Source organism: Okeanomitos corallinicola TIOX110, from assembly GCF_038050375.1.
Classification (GTDB): Bacteria; Cyanobacteriota; Cyanobacteriia; order Cyanobacteriales; family Nostocaceae; genus Okeanomitos; species Okeanomitos corallinicola.
This window is the reverse complement of the sequence record NZ_CP150886.1, coordinates 2,939,688-2,955,752: the sequence shown is the minus strand read 5'-3', so window position 1 is coordinate 2,955,752 and position 16,065 is coordinate 2,939,688. Positions and strand designations below refer to the sequence as shown.

5 protein-coding genes are annotated in these 16,065 nt (G+C 40.1%); 1 reads left to right on the top strand and 4 read right to left on the bottom strand.

Features of this window, described 5'->3' with window-relative positions; all coding sequences use genetic code 11:
- Nucleotides 1-105 precede the first annotated feature (105 nt).
- The 4 genes from WJM97_RS12785 to ffh form a co-directional block, all read right to left on the bottom strand.
- Nucleotides 106-1,059, bottom strand: a complete 954-nt coding sequence (locus WJM97_RS12785) for a PhoH family protein (RefSeq protein WP_353929186.1) — start codon at nt 1,057-1,059, stop codon at nt 106-108.
- Nucleotides 1,060-1,412: 353 nt separating this feature from the next.
- Entirely contained in the window at nt 1,413-1,799 is a 387-nt protein-coding gene (locus WJM97_RS12780; RefSeq protein ID WP_353929185.1) for a KH domain-containing protein, read from the bottom strand.
- A 7-nt stretch (nt 1,800-1,806) separates the two neighbouring features.
- Nucleotides 1,807-2,067 carry a 30S ribosomal protein S16 gene (gene rpsP / locus WJM97_RS12775; protein WP_353929184.1) on the bottom strand — a complete coding sequence of 87 codons (261 nt, stop codon included), beginning with the start codon at nt 2,065-2,067 and terminating at the stop codon, nt 1,807-1,809.
- Between the two features lie 243 nt (nt 2,068-2,310).
- The gene (gene ffh / locus WJM97_RS12770) at nt 2,311-3,768 is read right to left on the bottom strand and encodes a signal recognition particle protein (protein WP_353929183.1); all 1,458 of its coding nucleotides are present in this window, start codon (nt 3,766-3,768) and stop codon (nt 2,311-2,313) included.
- A gap of 375 nt (nt 3,769-4,143) precedes the next feature.
- On the opposite strand from ffh, the gene WJM97_RS12765 reads away from it, so the two are divergent.
- Entirely contained in the window at nt 4,144-15,834 is an 11,691-nt protein-coding gene (locus tag WJM97_RS12765) for a putative Ig domain-containing protein (RefSeq protein ID WP_353929182.1), read from the top strand.
- Nucleotides 15,835-16,065 lie beyond the last annotated feature (231 nt).

Below are 16,065 nucleotides of genomic sequence, written 5' to 3'. Positions count from 1 at the left end.
AAAATCATTTATCAAATTTAGTATTAACTAATAACTAATAACTAATAACTAATGACTAATGACTAATGACTAATGACTAATGACTAATGACTAATGACTAATTTACTACTTTTCGTGTTGTTCGTAGGCAGCAACGATGCGTTGTACTAAGGGATGACGAACGACATCTTTTTGGCCAAATTCACAAAAAGCTATACCTTCAACGCGTTTTAAAATTTGCAAAGCCATTGTTAATCCTGATTGTTGATGAGTTGGTAAATCAGTTTGTGTGATGTCACCTGTAATTACCATGCGTGAACCAAAACCCAAACGGGTTAACACCATTTTCATTTGTGCTGGGGTTGTATTTTGAGCTTCATCAACAATTATGAATGCGTTATTTAACGTCCGCCCTCGCATATATGCTAAAGGAGCAACTTCAATTATCCCTCGTTCCATTAAGTTTGGGACTTTTTCAGGATCAATAAATTCATTGATGGCATCATAAAGAGGACGAAGATAGGGGTTAACTTTTTGTTGTAAGTCTCCTGGTAAAAATCCTAATTTTTCCCCTGCTTCTACTGCTGGCCGGGTTAAAATCAATCTTTCAAATTGGTTAGATAGAAGTTGTTGAACGGCAACGACAACAGCAAGATAGGTTTTACCTGTTCCCGCAGGTCCAATACCAAAGGTGAGATCCCGTTTACGGATAGATTCAATATATTGTTTTTGTCGAAATGTTTTAGCGCGGATTTCTTGACTGCGACGGGTTTTAGCGAGGATATCTTGTTGAAGGTCTAGTAGTTCCCCTTGGCGATCGCTATCTATAGCTTGGCGGGCTGTTAAAATATCAGCAGTTGAAATATCATTACCCTTACTCCAGAGATTTTCCAGCGATCGCACTAACCGCGCTGCTAAATCAATTTGTTTTTCTGTACCAGTAATCAGTATTTCTTGTCCCCTGAGAACTAAATTAGCTCCAGTTTGTTGAGACAAAAACTTGAGATTTGCTTCCCCATATCCTGCTAGAGCGATCGCGCTAGGAATATTAGGCAGCTGAATTGTTAAAGCACCTGCCATAGTTTTTTCATAATTAAGTTAGGAGCAGTTTTTGATAAGAGTGTTTTTCTGAAAAATTCCACAAAATTACTTGTGATTTTTGTAATGTACTAGATTTACAATATTTTTATTCTAACTTGTAACTAAATTCTTAACTTTTAATTTCTAGCGGTATGTACTTCGATAAGATACATAATTGACCGCAAAATCTATATACTAAAAGACTTTCAACTCTGTTCCCTGTTACCTGTTACCTGTTCCCTACTATATCTAGAGAGGGATTGAGAAAATATTTGACAATTTTAATGTCATATTTCTCAATCTTGCTCAGTTAGGAATAATCACCCATTTTGCTTACTTTTTGCAGTTAATATCTAACGTAAGCGGGGTTTAGCAATAGGTCTGGGTATGCTTCCACTTCTGTCTCTTGATCTGGGTGGAGGTATTCTTTCTTCCTGTTCTTCATCAAAAGACATACCATCACGACTTTGAGAATTACTGCCGTAGATGTCTAGGTATACTGATTGCCCAGCCAATTCTGCTGCTGTAGCAATTACCGTGCGAATCGCCTGAATATTGCGTCCCCACCTACCAAACACTTTCCCTTTGTCTGTAGGGTCAAAAGCGATACGAATCCAAGCCCGTTTTAGGGAGTGGGACATTTCACAATCAACACTTAAAGACTCTGGAGATTCCAAAAACGGCTGTACTAGGAACTTAACCAGGCCAACATAATTAGGACTGGTTGTTGATAATTTCATCTCCGAATTATGATGCGGCTGTTGCACTGACTTGTTCAAAAACATTAGCTTTTACTAAAATCCGACGTACGGTATCAGTCGGTTGAGCGCCCTGTTTTAGTCGCTTGACGATACCTTCGACATCCAGTCGTACTTCATCTGTTCTGGGGTTATAAAATCCTAGTTCTTCTAGGGGGCGGCCATCACGACGAGCTAGGTCATTAATAGCAATGATACGGTAGCTTGCTTCCCGCTTTTTACCAAATCGCTTCAAGCGCAGTTTGATCATGTTGAAAACTTTTGTCCTGTTCTTAGGTAATGATTTTCGGAATAAAATGATAATTGTAGCACGGTTCAGAATTGAGAATTTAGAATTCAGAATTCAGAAGTCAGGAGTTCAGGAGTATGGCTGATGCCTCCGGCACGCTAACGCGAACGCCACGCTTCGCTATCAGGAGAAGGAATTAATTGTTCAACTCTTGCCTTTTGCCTTCTTACTGTCACCTGTCACCTGTCACCTGTCACCTGTCACCTAAAGCGTGCCAAAACCTTTTTTCTTCTTTTCTTTCTTTTTTTTCTTGGCTGGTGCTGCGCCGCCGGGATAACCACGCCAACCGGGTGCGGGGCGATTTCCTGCGGCTAGGGGGTTGCCCATACCACCGCCACCAAACATTCCTGGCATTCCGGGGAAATTACCTTGTCCCATTTGCTGCATCATCGCTCGCATTTTTTGGAAATCAGCCACCAATTTACTCACATCTGGTTCTCTGTAACCTGAACCTGAAGCAATACGTCGTCTGCGACTGGGAGAACTGGCTAATAATTCTGGATCTTTTCTCTCCTGTTTAGTCATGGAATTAATCATGGCTTCACAGCGTTTTAGCTGGGTTTCGCCTTGCTTTAACTGGTCATCGGAAAGTTTACCCATCCCTGGAATTAACTTCATGATTCCACCTAATGAACCCATGTTTTTCATTAGGCGTAGCTGTTTTAAGAAGTCTGTAAAATCAAACTTCGCTGACAGCATTTTCTCCTGCATTTTTTCAGCGTCAGCGATATCAATTTCTTCCTGAGCTTTTTCTACCAAGGTGAGAACGTCACCCATGCCCAAAATCCGGGAGGCCATGCGGTCGGGATAAAAGGGCTGCAAGGCTTCCACTTTTTCACCGACACCAATAAATTTAATGGGTGCGCCGGAAATTTGCCTGACTGATAAAGCTGCACCACCACGGCTATCACCATCCATTTTCGTCAGAATTGCCCCAGTAATCCCGATTTGGTCATGAAAAGTACGGGTAAGATTGGCGGCTTCTTGACCTGTCATTGCATCCACAACTAACAGGGTTTCGTCTGGTGCGATGGTTGACTTGATGTTGGCTAATTCTGCCATCATGTCTTGGTCAATTTGTAAGCGTCCAGCGGTATCAACAATTACAGTGTTAATTCCTTCTGCTCTAGCTCTTTCTACCCCTTGACGGGCAATTTCCACCGGATTAGCGTCGCTTCCCATTTCAAACACGGGAACATCAATTTGTTTACCCAGTGTGATTAACTGATCAATAGCGGCGGGACGATATACGTCTGTGGCGACTAATAAACAACTGCGATTTAATTTCCGTAGGTGTAGAGCTAATTTGGCGGTGGCGGTGGTTTTACCAGTACCCTGTAAACCTGCCATTAATACAACGGTGGTTTTACCTTCTTCTTCTGCTAAGGGAACATTTTCCTCCCCCATCACCTGTACCAGTTCATCATGGACAATTTTGATAAACTGTTGATCTGGGCGCACGCCAGCTATTACCTCTGCTCCCTGGGCTTTGGTTTCGACTTCGGCAATAAAATCTTTAACTACCTGGAGGTTAACATCTGCTTCCAACAAGGCGCGGCGCACTTCCCGCAATGCGTCTTGAATATTGGATTCAGAGATTTTATCCTGTCCCCGCAGTTTTTTCCAGGCAGATTCTAAACGGTCAGATAGTGCATCAAACATAATTCAGTTACAACGTAAGTTAGCCAGTGAGAGTGTTCGGTAAGGTTTGAACGTGCTATATACCAGCTTAGTAGTTTTTACCGCAGATGTCGCAACTGAGTTTTGTTTTGGGGATGGGTTAAGTCCTGAGAATCTTTATTTATAAGTACATACGTAGGTTATATCAAAAAAATCAAGTATTTTTACTTATTGTCAACAGAAAATGGTTTACCTGATAATAAACAAGACTTGCTTATTAGTTTAATTCTATAGTTGGAAACTGGCATACCTAAACTTATAACCACATAAAATTTATAGGGTTTTCTCATCTTAATAATAATTAAAATTCTAGCCATCACAGACATACATTATTTTTGACAAAGGATAGTCTTCTTCATGTTAGATTCTGCAATAAACAATCAAGACCTTGCTGTTTTTGCGACAGGTCTTTTTACCACACCCTACAATGGCGAGGCTTATGGGCTTTCCAGCGAAATTTTAAACCCTTTTACTAACATTCACAATACTTCGGCTATATTAAGTTTAGGAAATGAATTAATTCCTCCCCTAACAGATTCTTCTTTAGAACAAAAAATCATTGATGCTGATTATTTAATCAGAGAAAAATTTAGTAATTTTATCAATAATCCTGATGCTCATGACTTGTTAAGTATTCCCTATGGCGTAGGTGAACAAATAACTTTAGCCACTTCTCTGTTACAAACTCAAATTAATGAAGGTTTTAAAAATGTAGAAATTAGTATTATAGATGCGGAAATCTTAGGTAATGCTAATGGAGCTTATGCAGAATCTCTGAATACTATCTTTTTAGCAGATGAGTTTGTTAAAAATAACTCAACTGAAATAATTGCTGAAGTATTAACAGAAGAATTTGGACATTTTATTGATGCTCAAATCAATGAAATAGATAGTGCAGGAGATGAAGGTAGGATTTTTGCCAAGTTAGTATTTAATCAATCTTTTTCACCAGAAGAATTAAACAGCTTAAAAGCAGAAGATGATCTGGGAGTTATTTACTATAATAATCAATTTATCAAAATTGAGAAATCCGAACTTGAAATAATTAATGATATTGGAGAAACTTTAGTTATAAATGAAGATACGACTTTAGTTTTTCAATGGACACAACGAGAAGCAAAATATAATAATGAAGTAGGAATCATAGTATTTGATAATCCCACAGGTGACATAGATGGAGTTTCACCCCAAGATGTAGGTTATTTCCAAAAAGTATTAACTTCCGGGAAAAGCGAAGTTATTTTTAGCAAAGGAAATAGTGCTGGAAATTGGCAAGAGATAGATTTAAAAACTGGAGATTATGTTGGTTTTTATTTGATCCAGAATGCTAGTACATCGGAATATTTAAACAACCCCAACTCTATCAATATTTTCTCATCCATTACAGCCGCAAATACAGATAATTTTGATCATGTTATTAGTACAAGTTTAGGTGAAGGAGTTTATCGTTTTAATTGGGAAGACTTAACCGGAGGAGGAGATAAAGATTTTAATGATGTAGTATTCAATGTTTTTGAAAAAGGCTTTAACCCTGGATATAGCAATAATCAAATAGTACCATTAACTGTAGAATTTGTATCTAATGAAGCATCCTATAAAAACGAAATAGGTTTTTATTATGTTGATGATATAAATGGTACTATTAACGGTATTTCTCCCAATGATTCTAATTATGCCAGAGAAGTATTCAAACAAGCTAATTATCAAGTAATATTTGGAGAAGGTAACTATAACGGAGTTCAGGAATATAACTTAACAGGTGATCAATATATTGGATGGTATTTGATTTCTAATAATACCAGTGAGAGATTTTTACAAACCAATGCTAATAATAATCCTAATGGTGAAGTCTTAGCTTACTTTTCCTATGCTGAAGCTAACCCAGATAAATTAAATCATCTCATTCATTATTCTAATAACCAAATGGGTTGGGAAGATGTTTTAGGACTAGGAGATAAAGATTATAATGATCTAGTTTTTAACTTTAATTTTGGTAATTCCAGAGATATTAATATAATTAATGTAACCGTTGATGATGTGTCATTAACTGAATTAGATGATGAAAATAATTTCGCTGAGTTTAAGGTAAGTTTATCTGAACCCCATCTAAACCCCATCACAATTGACTATACCACAGAAGATGATACGGCAATTAGTGGTGAAGATTATCAAGCAGTAACAGGAAGTTTAACATTCTTACCTGGGGAAATTGAAAAAACTATTTTGGTGGAAGTTTTTGGTGATGAGAATGAAGAGTCAGACGAAGTTTTCAATCTAAAATTAACTAATGTTACTAATGCGGTAATTGTTGATGGAGAAGCTACCGCTACAATTATTAATGATGATGATGAAACAATTAACCAACCAATCATTAGTGCATCTTTGACTAATGATACAGGAGTAAGTGATAGCGATCGCATTACCCTTGACCCTACTATTAGCGGACAGACAACAAATGCAACCTCTCTGCAAGGTAGTCTCAATGGAAATGGTTTTGTTGATATCAGCGATGCGCTCAACCCAGATGGTAGTTTTACTATCTCTTTAGAACAGTATGAGGTATTAAGTAATGGTGCTTTGCCTTCTGGGGATTATACCCTGGAATTGAAAGCGGGTAATGCCTCGATTCAAGATTCAGAAGTAGTTACCGTTAACTTTACCCTTGACAGAATTGCTCCACCTCTAAGTTTTACCTTAGCTCCCGAAAGTGATACGGATGTGATAGGGGACAATATTACTAGTGCATATACTGTTAACTTAGTTGGTCAAACCGACCCTGCTTTGGAAGTTATTCTGGTAGAAACCCAACAGACAGTTACTGCTGATGAAAATGGTGATTTTACCTTTACTGATGTGAATATGCCCAGTGTGGGTGAAGTACCATTTACAATGGTGGTGGTAGATGAAGTGGGAAATCAAGGACGAGCGCAAGAGTTGTTGACAAGAGAAGGTATTAACGGCGCACCGGAGATTACCAGCAGTCCAAATTTAATTTTTAATACTGAAAATCAAGCAACTTATACTTACCAAGTTGAAGCGACTGACCCTGATGGAGATGAGCTTACCTATACCCTGCTGAATGCACCTTTGGGAGCAGATGTTGATGGGGATGGATTTTTAAGTTTTAGCCCCTTGACAGATTTACAGCCTTCCTATGACTTTACTGTGGAGGTCAGCGATAGTCGTGGTGGTACTGATGTTCAAACCTTTACAGTAGAAGTTCCTAATTTTATTGAAAACCGCCCACCGACTTTTACCTCCACTCCAATTATTGAAAGTAATATTGGGGAAGAATACAGCTATCAAGCGATCGCAACCGATCCAGATGGCGACTCCTTAACCTTTTCTTTAATTGAAAGTCCAGAAGGGTTGAGCATTGAAGTTGGAACAGGACTTTTATTGTGGAATCCTACTGGTAATCAGCTAGGGGATAACTTAGTCACAATTCAAGCCAGTGATGAAGGAGGGTTAACGGACATTCAATCCTTTACCATTACTATCGAAGATAGACCCACCAATGGCGCACCTATTTTCATTAGCGAACCCATTACTGATTTTGCTGTAGCTGTTCCCAACGCCGCCACAGGAGATGTTAACCCTGAACTAATTTCACTCAGCCTTTCTGATGGGGAAATGGCTACAGAAGCAGTATCCATCACGCTGCCAGGTGGCGGTGTTTCTACTGGTGGGCAAGCTGATATTGTATTTGTGGTAGACGAATCTGGCTCCATGAGTGGGGAGCATGAATGGCTTACTGACATGGTATTGGAGTTAGATGCAGCTCTACAAGACCGTGGTATTACTGACAATCGCTATAGCTTGATTGGTTATACAAACCAAACTCGGTTGTTTAACTTGGCAGCCCAAACCCAGGTTTCAGTCTATGGACCAGGAAATCAGCTAGTTGGCTCTGGCAGTTTTGAATCGGTAATTAATGAGTCAGAATTAGTGTTTGATTTGTTAGCGGATGGTACTTATACAGTTGTAGTTAATCCGTTAGGAACAGCAGTACCGTTTGAGTACGAATTGAATGGAACTGTAATCGATATCCCAGCAGTTGCTTTAACTAACTTCAATACCCCATTTACCGGAACTGTTGCACCCCAAGCGGAAGAAACCTTTACCTTTGATGCTCCTGCGGGTTCTCAAATTTTACTTGATGGATTGGGTTCGATCGCATCAAATGATATTCGCGCTCGTCTGGTAGACCCCAATGGTGATAACGTCTTCAGCTTTGCCCGTCTCAATCAAGATAGTAGTCCATATCTGCTATCAGAAGCTGGCACTTATTCGTTAATCGTTAGTGGTCGTAATGCTGGAGGTGACTTTAGTTTCCAACTGCTAGATTTTAACTCGGCTGCAACTAAAATTGCTCCCGATACTGAAATCATTGGTACAATTGCTACAGGTCTAGAAACAAAAGTCTTTCAATTCGATGCTAATAAAGGACAACAAATTTACTTTGATTCGGCAGTCAGTCAAAATATAAGGGCTGCTATTTACGCACCAGATAATCAACTGCTTGGTAGTAGCTTTGCTCTACGAGATTTTAGCGCAGTTGTTCCTAATGATGGAACTTACACTTTGATTCTTCGCAGCGATAGTGAAAACGCAGTTGATTACAACTTTAGATTAGTAACTCCGGAAATTGAGCAAACAACTTTGACAATCGGGGAGGTTGTAACTGGTAGTCTTAGCGAAGCTGGTGAAAAAGATGTTTACTTAATTGAAGGTACTGCGGGACAGCGGATTTGGTTTGATGGTTTAGCCTCAGATTCGTTTAATATTGATGTCCGCATCACCAGTCCGACGGGTCAAACCCTAATTAATAACCTGGATGCAAATCGTGATTCTGGTATGCTGACGCTACCGGAAACAGGAACTTACAGCATAGTTGTTAATGGTGATGATTTTACTGGAGACTATAGTTTCCGGGTACTGGATGAAGACAATGCAAATTCGCTGACATTGGATACTAATTTTACCAGTACAATTGAACCAGGTAGTGGTACAGAAATTTACACCCTTGAAGGTACATCTGGTCAAGAGCTTTTATTTGGTATGATTGCCGTTGATAATAGATTCAGGGGTAGTTGGGCGCTTTATGGGGCTGCATCAAATGACTTTATTGCTCGAAATACTTTTCTTGATGATTTTAGCGCAGTGTTACCGGCTGATGGAACCTACACTCTGGTAGTAGATGGTGAGAGCAGTAACCCAATTAACTACACATTTAACATCAGCGATATTACTACACCTACTAATATTACCTCGAGCGGCTTTGATACAATTCGCACGGGTACCTTAACTACATCAGACCAAGAAGATATTTTTACTTTCGATGCAACTGCTGGTACCCGTATTGTATTTGATGGACTAACTTCGGCTTCCTTTAATATCAACGCACGATTAACTGCTCCTGACGGAACTGCACTCTTCTCAAATCAGCGTCTGAACAATGATTTTGGTCAGTTAACCTTGCCAGAGTCAGGAACCTACTCCATCGCAGTCAATACCAGGGGAGACTTGGGAGATTACAGTTTCCGAGTTCTTAACCTAGATGATGCAAAAACATTACCTTTAGATAGCGTCTTTAACGGTACTTTAAATGTAGGTCAAGGCATTGATGTATATGAGTTTACGGGTAGCAAAGGTCAAAGGCTCTTCTTTGATGGTATTTCCGCAACTGGTTCGGGGAATTGGCAGTTGTATAGTCCAGAGAACCTTGAGCTAGCACAAAGTAGATTAGACCGTGATTTTACTGCAACTTTAGCAGCAGATGGTATTTATAAAATTCTGTTTGATGGTGAAAATCAAACTCCCTTTGACTTTAGCGTTCAGGTAGCTACTCCCCAAACTCAGGTGTCAACATTAGCTATTGGGGATATTGTATCTGGTACGCTCGCAGAACCAGGTGAACAAGATATTTACCAGTTTAATGGGGTTGTCGGTCAGCAGTTCTGGTTTGATGGGTTGGAATCGGCTGCTTCTGAAATAGAAGTAGCACTGGTGAATCCTTTTGGTGAGAGAATCTTCGAGCGGGTAAGACTCAATCAAGATAGTGATACTCCCTTCACTTTATTTGAGTCTGGTGAGTATTCCTTAATTGTCAACAGTGGCAGAGGTAATCCAGGAAGCGTTACTGGTGATTACAGTTTCCAGGTTCTAGAAATTACGCCAAATCTCACCTTACCGAATAATATTACTGGCACATTTAATCTTCCTAACGAATCGCAAGTCTTTCAGTTTGAAGGAATCAAGGGACAAAAATTTACTACTAACCCTACAGAGGGAACTTTTGGTGCTGCGACCCAAGCATCTAACGCTACTAGCTTCCTAAGTACTGCACAAGGAGGAGTAGAAGATGGTTATCTAGGTATTGATACTGCACTTGGGCTACCTTTCCGCGACGGTGCGGCAACTAACATTATCTTGGTTACTGACGAAGACCGAGATATTGTTAACCTAGAATTAACCTTTGAAAGCATTTTCAATAAGTTAGATTCTCAAGATGCTTTACTCAATGTCACTATTAACGGTTTCTTCCTTGATGGAAATGGCAGTTCCGCTCTTGGTGTAGATTCTCAAGGTATTGCTTATATTGCAGATGGTGTGGGTGGATTTATTACTATTCCGGGTGGAGCATTTGATGCTAACAACTCCTTTAGTGCTATTAAAGCAGATTACGTTGATTTAGCATGGGATAGCGCGGGAGCAGCTTGGGACCTCAATCAGCTTAGAGAAGGTGGGGATACCGCAGTTTCATTTACTAAAGCATTTGTCAACGTCAAAGCTGAAGAAATTAGCAATCAGTTAGCCGTTGATATTCTTGTAGCTGACCCCAATATTACCGTTGAAAATTTAACGGGACCGCTGTTCGGTGTTAATCCTGGTGAAACAGCTAGCTTTGATACCAAAATTACTGGAGATGGTCTAGCTCGTGACTTTGAACTATTCTTTGTAAGACCCGATACCGGGTTTGTTCTAGGTTCGATTCCCGTTTCAATTAATCAAAATTACCTTTATCTTGCTCAAGCAGTTGACCCGGATGGTGACCCAATTACCTACAGTTTGCTCAACGCACCCACTGGAGCTTCCATAGATTCTACAACCGGACGCATTGATTGGACACCTCCAACTACGGGTATTTACCAGTTTGAAATTGCCGTAGCTGATAATCGGGGTGCCGAAACCACTCAAAGTTTTGAAGTTGAGGTAGTTGCTGCTGGGGGAGATAATACCGCACCTAGCATTACGTCAACTGCACCGGATACAGTAAGAGTTGGTAGCAATCTTGAATACCAAGTCACTGCTACAGATGCTGAAAGCGACCCGCTTACCTATTTCCTCGCAGAAGCTCCAGAAGGAGTGACAATCGCTTCCAATACAGGTTTAGTATCCTGGACACCAACTGAATCACAAACGGGAGAACAAACGATTACCGTAAAGGTTGTGGATGGTCGCGGTGGTTCGGATAATCAAAGTTTTACCCTTACCGTTAACGAAAATCAAAAACCCGTCTTTACTTCCAATCCGTTGTTGACTGGAAACCCCAATCAAATCTACGAATATGACGTAGATGCTAGCGACCCCGAAGGAACGGCTATAACCTACAGTTTACGTAATGGTGCCCCTGACGGTATGACTATCGATCCAGATACTGGAGTAATTCAGTGGACACCGACAGCAGAGCAACAAGGACAGTTCCCAATTACAGTTTTTGCGAATGATGCTGAAGGTGAACGAGCGGTACAATCCTTCCTGTTAAACGTTGGTAATCCTGGTGGTGGTGGAACCGGAGGTGGTACGGGTGGTACCGATAGCGAAACTCCTATCGTTTCCTTGGGCTTTAACTCCAGCGTAATTGAAATTGGTGAAGACCTCAATTTACAAGTTCGAGCGGTTGATGATCAAGGAATTACCAGTTTAGAACTGTTGGTAGATGGTTCACCCGTTACATTAAATCCTGGTGATATTACTAACGGTACCGTTAATCAAGCAGTGGTTAATTTTAACCAATCTGGGTTAGTTGATATTGTGGCGATCGCCAACGATGCTGATGGAAATGTCGGTACTCAAACTTTGTCAGTTCGCGTAATTGACCCCACCGACACTACCGCACCAATTACCGAAATTGACCTCACCCAATTCCAGGAGAACGGCACATTAATTAATATTCCTACGGATATTATTGGTACTATCAGCGATGATAATTTAGAGTTTTATCGCCTGGAAATTGCACCAGTTAATCTGATTGACCTGAATAATCCTGGTGCTGCTGACCCTGATTATCGTGTCTTGGCTGAAGGTCACACTAACATTGAAAATGGAGTTATTGGACAAGTTGACCCCAGATTTCTTGCCAATGACAGCTACCATTTACGAGTTGTTACCCAAGACTTTAGTGGTAATATCAGCATTCAAGGTTTCGGGGTTTCAATTAATGGTGAAATCAAACCAGGACGCTTCACTCAAGAATTTGTTGACCTTTCTGTTCCCCTGGCAGGATTACCAATTGAGGTAAGTCGAGTTTACGATAGCTTGCAATCAAACCAAATTGGTGATTTTGGTTATGGTTGGAATCTGGGAGTGCAAGATGCTCGCATTACTGAATCAGTACCCGTCACCGACCCAAATGGTTTAAGTCTTTTCACCTCAACACCATTTCAAGTAGGAAGCACTGTCACACTGACTAATCCAGAAGGAAGACGAGTTACATTTACCTTCGACCCAGTAATCACTGGAAATAGCTTAATCGGAACAGTTTGGTCTCCCAGATTTGTAGCCGAACCGGGAGTATTTGACAAGCTTGAAGTTGAGAATACTCCTTTAAGTATTCGTTCTGATGGTACTGCGGGGCTTTTCCTCTTCGGCTTACCGTACAATCCGTCGGAATACCGTCTCACAACCAAAGATGGTACGACTTATAATTACGGCCAGTTTGATGGTTTAATTGATATTACTGACCGCAATGGCAATACCCTTACCTACAGCGACTCAGGTATTGTCAGTTCCACTGGAGAATCAATAGAGTTCCTTCGTGATTCAGAAGGTCGGATTACTGAAATTATTGACACAGCAGGTGAATCAATCAAGTATGATTACAACGCCAATGGTGATTTAGTTTCTGTAACTGACCGGACTAACAATACAACAGAACTGGTTTATGAACAGCCCCAACTTCCTCATTATTTAACCGAAGTTGTAGACCCATTAGGAAGAAGTGGAATTCGTAACGAATATAACGAGCAGGGTCAGCTTATTCGCATTATTGACGCTGATGGTAATGCCTTAGATTTGAATTTCGATACCGCAGTTTCATCCCAAACTGTTACAGACCCACTGGGAAATGATACTACTCTTGTGTTTGATGGACGGGGTAATGTTGTTCAAGAAGTAGATGCTGAAGGTGGAATTACAATCAACACCTACGATGATAATAATAATTTAACAAGTGTCACCGACCCACGTGGCAATACCACTACCTTTACCTATGATGACCGTGGCAATCTTTTAACTGAAACAGATGCGCTAGGGAACATCAATGCATTTACTTACAACGACTTGAATCAAGTGTTAACTACTACTGATGCTAAAGGTAACGTTACTACCAATCGTTATGATAGTCGCGGTAATTTAATAGAACGAGAAGATGCGGCTGGTAATGTTACGAACTATAGCTATGATGCTTTGGGCAATCTGGAAACAGTTACAGATGCAGCAGGTAATTTTACGAACTATAGTTATGACAGTTTGGGTCGTCTCACAGAAGTTGAAGATGCAATTGGAGCAATTGTCAGATTTACCTATGACGATACTGGAAATATCAAGACTTTCACCACACCATTGGGTAATACTACAGCCTTTGACTATAGCGCAGAAGGTCAATTGGTCAAGGTGACAGATGCAAAAGGCAATATTACTCAGATTGAGTACAATGCAGCAGGAGATCGCACTGCGGTTATTGATGCTTTAGGTCGTCGTACTGAATTTATTTACAACAATCGCGGCTTACAAACCCAGATTCGCTACGCTGATGGTACAGTCAGTGAAACTGTTTATGATGCCTTAGATAGAGTTGTTCAAGAAATTGACCAAAACGGCAACGCAACGGAGTTTGAATATGATGGAGTAGCTCGCTTGATTTCGGTTGTTGATGCGTTAGGTAACAAAACCCAGTATGGTTATGACGCAAGCGGAAACCAGATTACTCAAACTGATGCGCTCGGACGTACTACTGAGTTTGAATATGATGCGCTCAATCGTCTCATTGCGACGGAATTACCTCTGGGACAAACTGAAACTTTTACTTATGATGTAATTGACAATCTAACCAGCTTTACTAACTTCAACGGGGAAATAATTACCTACGAATACGACCCGAACAATATGTTAAGTGCGGTACGTTTACCCGATGCTGATGATGAGATTTACACCTATACACCCACAGGGGAAGTTAGTACAATTACTGACGCTCGCGGTACTACTCAGTACGAATATGATTCACTGGATCAACTAGTCAGACGTACCAACCCGGATGGCGTAACTATTGCCTATACGTATAACCTTGAGGGTAATATCAACACTTTAACTACTCCAACTGGGACTGTTAATTATACTTACGATGCACTAGGTTTACTGGAAACAGTAACAGGCCGTCAAAACAACGTCACAACCTACAGCTATGACTTGGTTGGCAATTTGATTGAAACCGAGTTTGCTAATGGTATTGTTGAAACTCGTCAGTATGACTTGCTCAATCGCCCGATTCTCATTGAAAATATCAACAGCGAAGGTAACATTATCTCTAGCTACGAGTACAATTTGGATAATGTTGGTAACAGATTGGTACTGGAAGAAAATACAGGACGCAGAATTGAGTATAGTTATGATGACCTTTATCGCTTAACTCAAGCAACGGTTACTGACACAACGAACGGTAACGAAACTACAAATTATGTTTACGATAATGTGGGTAATCGGTTAAGTCGTACCAGCACAAACGATGGTACAACCACCTACACCTACGATGAAAATGAAAGACTGCTGACTCAAACCAATGACGGAATTGTTACTAACTATAGCTACGATGATGCGGGTAATTTAATTACCACCGCTACAAATGGTGAAATTCAAGTTACCTACACCTGGAACAGTAAAGGTGAACTGAGTAAAGCAGTTATAAATCAAGATGGAACTGAACAAACAATTGAGTATCAATACAATACAGATGGTATCCGCGTTGCGTCTACGATTGATGGAGAAACTACCAATTTCTTGATTGATACAACCCAACCAGAATTTGCTCAGGTGATTGAAGAATATAATGCAGGTAATACAGATGTTACCTATACCCACGGACTTGATTTAATCAGTCAGCAGCGGAATGGAGAGACATATTTCTATCATACTGATGCTTTAGGAAGTACGCAGATTATTACAGATAATGTTGGTAATATTGCGAATGCTTACATTTATAATCCCTACGGTAGTATCAGTCAGCAAACAGAGATTGTTCAGAACAGTTACAAATATACTGGAGAGCAATTTGACCCAGAATTACAAAGTTATTATTTGAGAGCAAGATATTACAACCCATCTACTGGAAGGTTTGTTTCAAGAGATCCATTTGCAGGCTTTACTGAAAGACCATTGAGTCTGAATAAGTATACTTATACGGAAGGGAATCCAATCAATGCGATCGATCCTAGTGGGGAAGTTGCAGTTCTAATTTATCCTAGTTTACTAACATCTCCCGCAAATCAAGCTGCTTTCTTCACCATAACTGCATTACAAACATTTGGTTCTGCTAACCTATTATTTATAGGAAATGTTTTAGAGGGTGCTAATGATGGCAATAGTAGAGCAGATAATTTTCTTCAAGTCGCTTTGAGTAAAACTAAAACACAACTGGATAAAATTGAAAAGGCAGTCAAAATAATAGCTAAAGGGACACCAAAACCTTTAGGTAGAGCAATTAAAAAAGGATTTGATCTAGGAGAAGATATAGGAATAGAGTACATTAGTTCAAAAATTGGTTTAAGCTAACATTTACTACGGAGATACGTTTGAAGGGAACGAAATGCTTCGTTGTTAGATTCCGTAATTAATCCATATATCAAATGGAAATAAACTTAATTCAATTTGATGTATAGTGCGATCACTTGATTTTGTAGGGTACTTTTCCTGAAGCTTTGTTATTCCATTGTTTGATAATGGGGAAAGCACCACCCTAATGGAATATGCGGTGGATTACACTGTCGCTAGTCCACCCTACAA